Raw genomic sequence first — 11,935 nt, 5'->3', positions numbered from 1 at the left:
ACGCGGTATTTAGTGACCGAACGGGTCGGGGTCGACTCCCGGCATCCATGTGAGCCCCGGCTCGGTCATTCCAGACTTCTTCCGTTCCCGTTTCCAGCGGCGGGTCCAGCGCTCATTGAGCATGTCCACGTAGAGTTTGCCTTCAAGGTGCCAGTATTCGTGCTGCAGGATGCGCGCGAACCATCCGGTCGCCTCGAAGTCCACCGGGTTCCCGTCGACGTCGATGCCGGTCAGGTGCGCGTAGTCGGCGCGCTGCAACGGGAAGTTGAGGCCAGGCACAGAAAGGCAGCCTTCGGTGTGACGCTCCGGGTCGGGGTTAGCTCCAGAAACCTTCGACAACGTCAGTTTCGGGTTGATGACGACGCCGCGGGTTGGGGCGTCGTCATCATGTTCGTCGTACTCCCACGTGAAAATCCTCAGACCCACGCCTACCTGCGGCGCGGCGAGACCCACGCCGTTAGCGGCGTCCATGGTTTCGAACATGTCCTCGACCAGGGTGCGGATCTCGTCGTCAATTTCGGTGACTTCGGCGGCACGCTGGTGAAGCACTGGCTCCGTGTAGATCACGATGGGGCGGACGGCCACGTCGGTGAGCTCCTGTCGTCGTTGGGTTGCTGTGAGAGTTAGCGCTTGTTGTAGACGCCCCGGGCCTGGAACTCAGGCTCGGAGGTCACTTGGACGCCGAGGTTACGGAAGATGCCTTCGTCGACGGATCCGAGGATCGTGGTCGTGTGGACATCGCATCCGCGCAGAGCCTGGAGTTGATCCAGAGCTGCTTGTGCGTTCGGGTCGCGTTCCGCGGAGACCGACAGCGCGATGAGCACTTCATCCGTGTGCAGCCGCGGGTTCTGCGAGCCGAGGTGCTCGGTTTTGAGCGACTGGATCGGTCGGATAGACGTCGGCGCGAGCAACTGCACTTCCTTGGGCAATCCAGCAAGGTGCTTGAGCGCGTTCAGCAGGGTAGCGGAGCACGTTCCGAGCAATGCCGAGGTCTTGCCGGTGATGATCGTTCCGTCGTGCAGCTGGATAGCCGATGCCGGGGCATCGGTTTCTTCAGCTAGCTTGAGCGCCGGAGCGACCACCGTGCGGTCTTCCGGAGTGCATCCGACCTTACCCATCACGAGCGAGATACGGCGCGAATAGATCGGGTCGAGACCCTCGCGTCGTTCTTGAACGCGGGCCTTGTACCAGCGGCGAATAATCTCTTGCTTAGCGGCCTCGCGGCACACGTCGTCGTCGATGATCGCGTCAGCAACCATGTTGACGCCCATATCGGTAGGGGACTCATACGGCGAGCCGCCAGCGAGTTCATCGAGCAGGGTCTTCAAGAGCGGGAAGACTTCGACGTCGCGGTTGTAGTTGATCGCTTGCTCACCGTATGCGGCGAGGTGGAATGGGTCGATCACATTGACGTCGTCGAGGTCGGCCGTTGCTGCCTCGTAAGCGAGATTGACCGGGTGGTTCAGCGGCAAGTTCCAGACCGGGAAGGTCTCGAACTTGGCATAACCCGACTTAGTTCCGCGCTGGTAGTCGTGATAGATCTGCGAAAGGCACGTTGCAAGCTTTCCGGAACCCGGACCTGGAGCCGTGACCACGATGAGGTCGCGCGTCGTTTCGACGTACTCGTTTCGGCCCAGGCCATCGGAAGATACGACCTGGTCGGTGTCATCTGGGTAGCCGGGAATAGTCCGGTGCACGGCGACCTTGAGGCCGAGCTTGATGAGGCGGGCCTTGAAACGCTCGGCGGCCTCGTTGGATTCGTCGAATCGCGTCAAAACGACGTGCTCAACGAGGAAACCCATATTACGGAACGCATCGATCAGACGGAGAGCGTCTTCTTCGTAAGGGATGTTCAGGTCGGCCCGGACCTTGTTCCGTTCGAGGTCTTTAGCGTTGAGCGTGACCAGGATCTCGAGTTCGTCGGTCAGCGTCTGAAGCATACGGATCTTGTTGTCAGGGGTGAAGCCTGGCAGCACGCGTGAAGCGTGGAGATCGTCGAAGAGTTTGCCGCCCATCTCCAGGTACAGCTTGCCGCCGATGTGTTCGCGGCGTTCAGCGATGTGTTTGGACTGGAGCTGGATGTAACGGAGGGGGTCGAACCCGACTTTGCGCTGGAACTGCGTGGACATGATGCTGCATCCTCCAAACTGTCGGGGTGATTCGATTGCGGCATAGCCACAAGTTCCGCACCCTCCCAGCAGTCCGCCATTGGATGCGGGCCTGGGCCATACAGAGGAACAGTCTAACCCCGCAAGGGGAGCGTGGGTAGCATTTCTTCAGAATGACGCGTGGCGTTGTGGCCGCTCTGTGCGTGACTCAGGCTCCGCGAGATTCACACTGGCCATAAAACAAATGTCCCGGAAGGTGCGAAACCTTCCGGGACATTCCCTTCTGGGTGAGTGACGGGGCTTGAACCCGCGACCTTCTGGACCACAACCAGACGCTCTACCAGCTGAGCTACACCCACCATATTCAGTTGTTCTCCTCGTTCAGTTCAGTGCAGTTCAGCAGTGAACCGGATTGAGGCAACAGGAGAGACTCTACACGTTAAAGTGTTGGCAACCTAATCCTGAGGGTCTATTCGTGGCGAAGGCAACACAAATGCCCCAGGTGTCGTTGTTTTTCAGGCGTCGTTGCTTTTCATGATAGCGCTGCGGTAGTAGGCGAGCTCATCGATCGATTCCTGGATGTCACCAAGAGCACGGTGGTTTCCAGTCTTAGCCGGTGCCGCATCGAAATCCGTTGGATACCAGCGGCGGGCCAGCTCCTTGATGGAGGACACATCGACGATGCGGTAGTGCAGGTGGTCGATGACCTCCGGCATGTCGCGAGCCAGGAAAAGGCGGTCGTTGCCTACCGAGTTACCGGCCAACAAAGCGATGCCGGCTTCAGGAACGATCTTCTGGATGTAGCCCAGAACGGTGGCTTGCGCTTCCTCCATCGATACACCGCCGTCAATCTCCTCGAGCAGTCCGGAGTTGGTGTGCATCTGAGTCACGAAGTTATCCATCTTCTCAACCGCTCCAGCAGGCGGCTTGATAACGACGCTGATACCGTCATCGACCGGCTGCAACTGCGAGTCAGTGACGATGACAGCGACCTCAATCAGAGCATCGTTGACCGCATCGAGCCCCGTCATTTCACAATCGATCCACACCAACGGCATATCACCGGAGCTAAGCGTGCGCTGTCCCGAGGAAGGAGACGACTGTGAGGCCACGGTTCCGGGCTGAGCAACCTGATCAGACACCACTGCAGAATGAGAACGAGAATCCATACAACTCAGCGTAGCCTTAGGTGAGCACAGTTGTTGAACACGCTGTCTGCAATCGATCTTGACCTCGAGCTGATTGGGGGAGCCCATGCGCGAAGAAACCGATGCGCTTCAAGGCGCGCAGCCTTCCTCTCAGGTGAGGTCCACGCGTTCACTCTTGTCTCGCATGCGCGCTCGGGTTCTCCCGGACGCGCTCAGGCTCAGCACGAGCGTGTGGGTCGGCTTCATCGCGTCTGTTCTCGGTGCACTGTCAGCCTGGGCGATCGGCTTCACCGCCAATGTCCCTGAAGCCACCCTGACCGGTTCAACATTCGTGAATGCTCTTCGCGCATACGACGCCGTGCTCTGGGCGGCAGTCCTCGGCCTAGCAGTAGCAGTGGGTCTAGCTAGCCACGCCTGGATTCAGTTAGCCCGCCGTTTACCGCTTGCCGACGGCCACCACATCCAGACCCGCATCGTTGTCCTGTGGAGCGCGCCGTGGTTCTTTGCGCCACCGATCTTCAGCAACGACATGTACTCCTATCTCGCCCAGGGGCGCCTGCTGACGCTGGGCAAGAATCCCTATACGGACTGGGTATCGCAGGTCCCCGGATGGTTTGGGCAGGGAGCGGCATCTGTCTGGGCTGAGTCGGCTTCGCCTTACGGCCCACTGTTCTTGATCATCGCGGCTGCCGTTGCTCTCGTGTCATGGGGCAACCCGGACATCGCGCTGTTCCTCTTCCGGCTCGTCGCGCTTGTCGGGGTCATCATCTTCATGAAGATCATCCCTAAGCTCAGCCGAGATCACGGCGTAAACCCGGCATGGATTCAGTGGCTCACCGCAGCTTCGCCTCTGTTCTTGTACTCGATGATCGCCTCAGGCCACAATGATGCACTCATGGTGGGGCTCATGTTGTGGGCCTTCGTAGCTATGCGCCGAGGCAAAACTTTTGCCGGACTGCTTCTCGCTTCTGGCGCGATCGCGATCAAACCAATCGTCGTGCTGTGTCTACCGTTCCTCGGCCTCACATGGGCAGGCAAGAACGCACGATGGGGTCGTCGCTGGATGTGCTGGATCGTCACGGGCATCACTGTCACCGTTGTTCTGACGGCACTTGGTGGGCTCACCGGCACGTGGTTCGGATGGATCACCGCGATGGCCGGGCAAGGTATGGCCATCTTCCCGTTTGCGCCATTCGGCCTACTCGGTCTCGGCTTTGGCCACCTCGTCTCGTTGGCAGGAGGAACGCAGGCGGGGCTCATCGCGCAAAGCCTCTTTTATGCGGCCGGCAAACTCATCGCAATCGGACTCGCGGGATGGCTCGCGCTTGCCCGTCCAAAAGTTTCACCGCTCACCTCAGCTGGGCTCGTGCTCATGGCGGCGAGCCTTCTGAATCCTGTCATCCAGCCTTGGTACTTCTACTGGATCCTCCCGTTCCTGCTGTGCCGAAAGGCGTATTTCGGCTTCGTCGAGCAGCTTATTGTTTGGGGCAGCACCCTTCACGTCATCTGGACAACCTCAACCCAAATCTCCCTGCCGCCATGGCAAGAGCTCGGCGGGTTCCAGGCCGTATTCATATTGGTCGCAACAGCCATCAGCGTCACCGCTTTGGCCTTTCCTCGTACGCAGCGAAAACTCATCAAACTGCCGACGTGGACCGACATACGCAAGCCAGCCGACGCGAGCATCGTCATGCCAACACTGGCGCCATGGTCTGTCTCTCAGTTCGCGGCCCTCCGTTACCGGAGCCCGCGCGTCATCGACGAACGAGTTTGGTAATCCACAGCGCCTCACTACCCGCAAGTAGGGAACACCCTTCATGAAACCTTCAGGTTTCGCAGGTACTGTTGATCGGGTGCCACCAACAGCCTGAGCCTGCGCGCCGGACTGTTCAAGGCACATACGTTCAACGAAAGTGCTTGAGCTCGTGAGATCGTTTGGACTCGGGATACCGCTTGAAGGAGCTGGCAGTACTGGTGACGAGAGCATGGAAAGAACTCGATGACCGCCTCCGGGAAAAGGTCGTCGCTTATATCGACGAATACCGCGAAATGCGGCCCGAACTCGAAGTCATCACCGAACAACTCCGAGTGCAGATCAAGCAGATCTTCAACGACACGGACGTGCGTCCGCTTTTCGTCGCGGCCCGCACTAAATCTGTTGAATCGTTTAGGCAGAAGGCCTCCCGCACCGTGTACTCGGGCGAAGAAGGGCAAGAACGGGAACTCGAGTTCCCAGACCCGATCTCGATGATGCACGACATCGTCGGGATCCGTGTCATCGTTCAGTTGCCGCGCCAGGTCAGGGCCGCGGCACAGATCATCAAACGGTGCCGCAACGAGTTCTACATCGAATCAGACCGCGAGAAAGAAACCGGCTCCGTCGAAACCGGAACATACGGCTATTCCTCCAGGCACCTCATCGTGCGGCCCAAAGACAACCAGACCGTCGCCGACTACGAGGCGCGGCACCCGCAACGAGTGCTGCCGTTCGTCTTCGAGATCCAGATCCGCACGATTCTTACCCACGCGTGGAGCGAATTCGAACACGAAATCCGTTTCAAACGACGCAACTCTGAAGCCTGGACACCCTACCTCGACCGCGAATTCACGGGTGCGGCCGCGATGCTCGATTCCGTTGAGCACCTCTTTACCGACATCGACCAGCGGCACCAACGCATCCTCGCGTTCTGGGACGCGAACGGCGTTGGCGGCGAGGAGCTGACCTCCGAACTGATCGGTGAAGTGTGGTCGACGATGTGGCCTCACCTCGAGTACAAAGAAGACTCCGACTGGGAGTGGGCGCGGGAACTACTGGCCTCGCACAACATCACGACCCCTAAGGGTCTCGCTTCTCTGTTGGACGCCGCAACAATCACACACGTGCGTCAAGCGCTTGACCACAGGTTCTCGCCAGGGCCAGACCGTCTTCTCGACGACTTGTTGCTGTGGAAGTTTGGCTATAACCACCTTGACCTCACCGCGCAAGACGACCCACGACGTCGTGCATCGCTTTCGCGGCGCCTGCAGCAGATTCGTACCTACCGCAGGCGAGGGATGCAAGCCGACTAGCGGCTGCAGGCAGACGCTGTTAGCCGCGCGGTAAGTGCTCGCGGGACCAGCTGGCCTTGCGAACCACGGTCGCGGGGAGACCGCGAACCAGCGAGGCCTCAGGGATGGCCTCGTCAACGATCGGGGTCATCTCGAGGATGCTCCCTGCACCGACGTGCGCGCCTGCGCGGAACTGAATGGCCGATCCCGTGACCAGAACACGGTCTTCAATCGTGACGACATTCTCGCTCGAGGCATCGAGTGAGGCAGCCGCATCGGCATCAATCGAAGCCTCCGCACGGAAATAGCATCCTGAACCGATAGCTACACGCGCTTCCGGAACAGTATTGATCGTGAGGGCGCCATCGGTAGCGACGTTCTCACCGATGACCACGTTCGCGTTCTCGGCGACAACAACCTCGATGTTGAGGCTGTGATCGCTCGAACCGATCACAAGCTGGCCGTTATCGCCCAGGAAGTGAGCCTTCAAACCAGTCAGTGGGACCGAGCCGTCGATGACGACGCGGTTGTTGCGGCCCTCAAACGTGAGCACAGCATCGTCAGGAAGCGTGTTGTCGTGGGCAACGAAATTGCCGCGACTGTCCAGGGGTGAGCTGTGGAAGTCATGGTGGTCGTCCGATGCGTTCTCGGACGCGCCACCGTTGAACGAGACGTTATCGCTGTTGTGCTGCTTCATGGTCCCTTCCCTGTCTCATACAGAACCAAAACTGCGGTTAGCGCCCCCGGCGCGACTCGAACGCGCGACCGGCAGATTAGAAGTCTGCTGCTCTATCCAACTGAGCTACGGAGGCCCGATGCCTCAGAGGCTGTTATAGAGGCAACCATCTCAGCATAACGGGTAGATCCATTGTTCACACCGCCCAACTCACTGGGCTTCATCCACATATTCAGACGAGCGCATCTTTCTGAACCGGGTTTTCGCGACGCTGGAACTGCAAGAGCTCATAAACCAGCTGACGAGAATAAGGAGCGCACGATGAGCGATTACGTGACACTACGAGGATTCGTAGCAACCGAGATTCAACTCAAGCACCACGACAACTTCAAGGTCGCCTCTTTCCGCATGGGGTGCCCTGAGTCTCGTTTCAACCGCGAGACCCAGGAATGGGAAGAAACCGGCATCAACTGGTATTCGGTATCTGCATTCCGTGACTTGGGGTCTAACGTGATGTGTTCGCTATCTAAAGGCGACCGCGTCATGGTTTCCGGACGGCTCAAAGTGCGTCAATACACGCGGGAAGACAACAGCACGGGAACCGCTGTAGAAGTCTTAGCGGATGCGGTTGGCCCAGACCTCTTGTTTGGCACAGCGACGTATGTGCGCACCTCTCAAGCAAAGCGCAACGCCGACACCAACAACGGGGAAGATCAAGGCCACTCTCCAAGTGCAGGCGCGGACCCATTCTCCGCTGTAGTCGAAGGTCTCGATGATTTCGGCGCCACGACGCTTGTGGAAGACGACGCGGATGCTGACGCTACGGCACGCCTGACTGCTTGACGCTTTGCGGCGGGAATCCGTCGAAGCGGACCGTAAGGAGCGACGCGGACGCCTCCTAAGGCACGCCTCTAAAGCACAGTGCGACAGGGCCGCAGCTAGGGGACTAGAATGGACCTTGGCCAAACGCGGCCCTGTCCGCGCGCCCAGGATGCGTTTTCTTGTGGCGGAGCAGCAACCGAAAGGAAACATGGCGGAGTTCATCTACACCATGGTCAAAGCCCGTAAAGCGGTGGGCGACAAAGTCATTCTTGACGATGTCAGCATGTCGTTCTACCCGGGCGCAAAGATTGGCGTTGTCGGCCCGAACGGTGCCGGTAAGTCCACGATCCTGAAGATCATGGCGGGCCTTGATCAGCCATCCAACGGCGAAGCCCGCCTGAGCCCCGGCTATACCGTGGGCATTCTGTTGCAGGAACCGCCTCTCAACGAAGAGAAGACGGTTCTGGGTAACGTCCAGGAAGGCGTTGGCGAGATCTACGAGAAGCTTCAGCGCTACAACCAGATCTCTGAAGAGATGACCCAGCCTGACGCTGATTTCGATGCTCTTCTGGAAGAGATGGGCTCGCTCCAGGCAGATATCGATGCGGCTGATGCGTGGGATATTGACTCGCAGCTTGAACAAGCGATGGATGCGCTTCAGCTACCTCCGGCGGATGCTGACGTGACCCATCTATCTGGTGGTGAGCGTCGCCGAGTTGCTCTCTGTAAGCTGCTGCTCCAGAAGCCTGACCTGCTGTTGCTTGACGAGCCGACTAACCACCTCGACGCCGAGTCTGTCCTGTGGCTCGAGCAGCACCTCAAGACTTATCCAGGCGCTGTTCTTGCGGTGACCCACGACCGCTACTTCCTTGACCACGTCGCAGAGTGGATCGCAGAAGTCGACCGCGGCCGCCTGATCCCATATGAAGGCAACTATTCGACGTACCTCGAGAAGAAACGTGAACGCCTCGAGGTCCAGGGTAAGAAGGACGCCAAGCTCGCTAAGCGCCTCCAGGACGAACTCGAATGGGTTCGTACCAACACGAAGGGCCGTCAGTCGAAGCAGAAGGCACGTCTGGCCCGCTATGAAGAGATGGCCGCCGAAGCCGAGAAGATGCGTAAGCTCGACTTCGAAGAGATCCAGATCCCACCTGGCCCACGCCTGGGCACCCTGGTACTCGAAGCCAACGACATCAAGAAGGGCTTCGACGGGCGCACGCTGTTCCACGACCTGTCTTTCACGCTGCCACGCAACGGCATCGTCGGTGTGATCGGCCCGAACGGTGTCGGTAAGTCGACACTGTTCAAGTGCATTGTTGGACTCGAAGAGATCGACGAAGGTTCGCTCAAGGTCGGCGAAACCGTCAAGCTCGCGTACGTTGACCAGAACCGCGCTGGAATCGACCCAGAGAAGTCCGTGTGGGAAGTCGTCTCCGACGGCCGCGACTACATCAACGTTGGTGAAGTCGAGATGCCATCGCGGGCCTACGTATCCGCGTTTGGTTTCAAGGGCCCGGATCAGCAGAAGAAGTCCGGCGTGCTCTCCGGTGGTGAGCGTAACCGCCTCAACCTCGCGCTGACCCTCAAACAGGGCGGTAACCTGTTGCTCCTTGACGAGCCGACCAACGACCTCGACGTCGAAACCCTCGGTTCGCTGGAAAACGCTCTCGAGAACTTCCCTGGCTGTGCAGTGGTCATTTCCCACGACCGGTGGTTCCTCGACCGCGTTGCAACCCACATTCTCGCCTACGAAGGCACCGACGAAGACCCAGCAAACTGGTACTGGTTCGAGGGTAACTTCGAGGACTACGAGAAGAACAAGGTTGAGCGTCTCGGCCCAGAGGCTGCACGTCCAACCCGCGTGACGCACCGTCGCCTCACCCGCGACTAACACGCTCCGCGGCTAACGTCCGCGAAACCTTAAACACTGGCGGGCCCACACTTCACGGTGTGGGCCCGCCAACGTTAATAATTGTCTTGCGAAGAAGCCTGCAACATATTCGTTGTGGCTAGGTCAGCGGATATTCGCTAAGCCAGCGGATATTCCTGATCTTCAGGCAAACGAATCATGGCTTCCTGAACGACCGACGCGACCAACTGACCATCGCGGTTGAAAATAGAAGAACGGATCAAACTACGGCCATCCTGCGCAGTCGTAGCGTGATGGTCAAACAGTAGCCACTCATCCACACGGGCATCGCGATGCCACCACATCGAATGGTCCAGGCTCGCGTACGAAGCCCCAAGACGGTCGAGACCAACCCATGAAACTCCCATGCGACGTAGCGCCGTCTCAACCTGTGTGAAGTCGGAAGCGAAGGCCAAAGCCGCCCGATGCAGTAGCGGATCATCAGGAAGGTCCGCGCGAGTCTTCATCCAGACCAGATGGCGCTCCGGAGGCTCAGCTGGTTGAACATACAAAGAACCGCCCGGATACCGGAGGTCGAAAGGTCGGTACTTAGTAACCATGTCCTTCAACGGATGGTCGATATGTGCGAGCTCCTCATCCAACGTAGGGACGTCCTCAGGAGCTGGAACACCCTCGGGCATCGTGTCCTGGAACAAAGGCCCGGAACCTGGCGTCTGGAAGGAAGCCGACATCGAAAGGATCGGCTTACCATCCTGATACGCATTGACGCGACGCGCGCTGAACGAACGGCCGTCACGTAGCTCTGCAACACCGTAGGTGATGGGCTTCTGAGGATCGCCTGGGCGCAGGAAGTAGCCGTGCAGCGAATGGATCGGCCGGTCATCGGCTACGGTTCGCTGCGCCGCAACAACAGCCTGACCCAAAACCTGACCGCCGTAAACACGCGCCGGCCCCACTTTAGGTGTGTGTCCCACCGAGATAATTTCGTGGGTTTGAGCGCCGGGTTCGGTGAGATCCAGCAAGTTCTTGAGCACATCGGTTGGCGATGTCATGAAATATGACCCTCCATAGTGGTGGTCTTGATGAATTCTGTTGTTCAGATCATAGCCGGAGGCCGTGTGTTCGCGGGCCCTGGCACACTGTGTGTTCGCGGCCCCTGGCACACTAGGAGGGTGGCCAATAGTTTGATCTTGTCTGATGCGACCGACCTTCACGATGTTGATACCTTCCTCAAGAGGTCGGCAGGTATCCGCGATGGCGTGTGCCGGATTGTTGCTCGTGGGCGGGTCGCCGCGTTGCATACGGCGTTCTCGTTCCCATTGATGTTGACGGACCCGGCGCCGGTCATCATCGCCCAGCGTGGTGTGCGGTTGACGCAGCAGACTGAGCTGCTCGATGTTGTGGTTCCGTTGGCTGAGTTGCGTGACCGTATGCCTCGGGCTGTGAACGCTGGGCGGGGTCAGTTGCGGGTTCCGCCACAGCGTGTGAACGCTCCTTGGACGTCGCTGGTTCCGTTGCAGGCGCAGTGGGAATCTGGCGGCACGGTCGTTGATGATGCGGTGTACGACGCGGGGGCTGAGGTTGCGCGGATCGTGAATGATTCGTTGCCTGATCATCCTGGCCAGCCGGTTGTCGTGCAGGCTCGGAACGCTGTGTGGGGTCAGACGTTGGGCGAGTTAGGTGTGGTTCCGCAGGATGATCATTTGGCGCCCATGCTTGCTGGGGCGGCATTTACCGCCCAGGCGTTAGGGTTTGTGGCGCAGGGCCAGCGTTCGCGCGTCTTCACCTCGGGGATGTGGCGTCGGTTGTCGTGCCACGGCGGAACTCTTCTCTACCGTGCTGGGTTGAGCTAATCGGCGGTGTTGAGCATCGCGGTGGCAGCGCGCTCAAAATAGTCCCACATCAACGCATCGATAGCGGGCGGTAAAGAAACTTCATCCATCGCGGCTCGCATGTGTTTGAGCCAGCGTTCGCGGGTGTCTCGGTTGACCTTGAACGCGAAGTGGCGGGCACGCAGTCGCGGGTGGCCGCGGTGTTCCGAGTAGGTGCTGGGGCCGCCGAAGTACTGGATTAGGAACATCCGCAAACGGATCTCTGCCGGCCCCAAGTCTTCTTCGGGGTATTCGGCCCTCAGGACGTCGTCTTGTGCGACCCCACGATAGAAGGCAGCAACGAGGTCTTCGAATTTCTTTTCCCCGAGCTGGTGATACACGCTACCGACCATGGCCTCGGTGCTGTTGAGGCTTGCTGGACGCACGTTTCC

At 59.1% G+C, this 11,935-nt stretch carries 11 protein-coding genes and 2 tRNA genes; 5 read left to right on the top strand and 8 right to left on the bottom strand.

All coding sequences use genetic code 11. The annotated features are described in order from the left end of the window. Positions 1–9 precede the first annotated feature (9 nt). From def to orn, 4 genes are all read right to left on the bottom strand, one after another. A complete protein-coding gene (def, locus tag JOD50_RS09565) occupies positions 10–585 on the bottom strand; it encodes a peptide deformylase (protein ID WP_204881351.1) in 576 nt (191 codons plus the stop codon). A 38-nt stretch (positions 586–623) separates the two neighbouring features. Then, complete coding sequence (locus JOD50_RS09560; RefSeq protein ID WP_204881350.1) at positions 624–2,129, bottom strand: DUF1846 domain-containing protein; 1,506 nt, start codon at positions 2,127–2,129, stop codon at positions 624–626. A gap of 265 nt (positions 2,130–2,394) precedes the next feature. Next, positions 2,395–2,467: transfer RNA gene (locus tag JOD50_RS09555), tRNA-His, on the bottom strand. A gap of 156 nt (positions 2,468–2,623) precedes the next feature. After that, complete coding sequence (gene orn, locus JOD50_RS09550) at positions 2,624–3,277, bottom strand: oligoribonuclease (RefSeq protein ID WP_204881349.1); 654 nt, start codon at positions 3,275–3,277, stop codon at positions 2,624–2,626. Positions 3,278–3,362: 85 nt separating this feature from the next. Here orn and mptB point away from each other — a divergent pair, with 85 nt between their 5' ends. Together mptB and JOD50_RS09540 are read left to right on the top strand one after the other, a co-directional pair. After that, positions 3,363–5,033, top strand: a complete 1,671-nt coding sequence (mptB, locus tag JOD50_RS09545) for a polyprenol phosphomannose-dependent alpha 1,6 mannosyltransferase MptB (protein WP_204881348.1) — start codon at positions 3,363–3,365, stop codon at positions 5,031–5,033. Positions 5,034–5,230: 197 nt separating this feature from the next. Next, complete coding sequence (locus JOD50_RS09540) at positions 5,231–6,325, top strand: (p)ppGpp synthetase (protein WP_204881347.1); 1,095 nt, start codon at positions 5,231–5,233, stop codon at positions 6,323–6,325. Between the two features lie 19 nt (positions 6,326–6,344). Here the strand turns inward: JOD50_RS09540 and JOD50_RS09535 are convergent, their stop codons facing one another. Then, entirely contained in the window at positions 6,345–7,001 is a 657-nt protein-coding gene (locus tag JOD50_RS09535) for an LbetaH domain-containing protein (protein WP_204881346.1), read from the bottom strand. 41 nt (positions 7,002–7,042) lie between these two features. Continuing rightward, a tRNA-Arg gene (locus JOD50_RS09530) sits at positions 7,043–7,116 on the bottom strand. Between the two features lie 185 nt (positions 7,117–7,301). Between JOD50_RS09530 and JOD50_RS09525 the strand changes: the two genes are divergently transcribed. Both JOD50_RS09525 and ettA read left to right on the top strand, forming a co-directional pair. Continuing rightward, positions 7,302–7,823: a single-stranded DNA-binding protein gene (locus JOD50_RS09525; protein ID WP_204881345.1), complete on the top strand. Its 522-nt coding sequence runs from the start codon at positions 7,302–7,304 to the stop codon at positions 7,821–7,823. 187 nt (positions 7,824–8,010) lie between these two features. After that, on the top strand, positions 8,011–9,693 hold the full coding sequence (gene ettA, locus JOD50_RS09520) for an energy-dependent translational throttle protein EttA (RefSeq protein ID WP_204881344.1): 1,683 nt from the start codon (positions 8,011–8,013) through the stop codon (positions 9,691–9,693). A gap of 137 nt (positions 9,694–9,830) precedes the next feature. On the opposite strand, the gene JOD50_RS09515 is transcribed toward ettA, so the two are convergent. Continuing rightward, entirely contained in the window at positions 9,831–10,724 is an 894-nt protein-coding gene (locus tag JOD50_RS09515; protein ID WP_204881343.1) for an acyl-CoA thioesterase, read from the bottom strand. Positions 10,725–10,844: 120 nt separating this feature from the next. On the opposite strand from JOD50_RS09515, the gene JOD50_RS09510 reads away from it, so the two are divergent. Continuing rightward, entirely contained in the window at positions 10,845–11,525 is a 681-nt protein-coding gene (locus JOD50_RS09510) for a DUF8185 domain-containing protein (RefSeq protein WP_204881342.1), read from the top strand. Here JOD50_RS09510 and JOD50_RS09505 read toward each other — a convergent pair. Further along, on the bottom strand, positions 11,522–11,896 hold the full coding sequence (locus JOD50_RS09505; protein ID WP_204881636.1) for a globin: 375 nt from the start codon (positions 11,894–11,896) through the stop codon (positions 11,522–11,524). The two genes, JOD50_RS09510 and JOD50_RS09505, sit on opposite strands and share 4 nt — an antisense overlap. Positions 11,897–11,935 lie beyond the last annotated feature (39 nt).

It is taken from the genome of Pseudoglutamicibacter cumminsii, assembly GCF_016907775.1.
In the GTDB taxonomy this organism is placed as follows: Bacteria; Actinomycetota; Actinomycetes; order Actinomycetales; family Micrococcaceae; genus Pseudoglutamicibacter; species Pseudoglutamicibacter cumminsii.
This window is presented reverse-complemented; position numbering and strand designations above follow the sequence as displayed.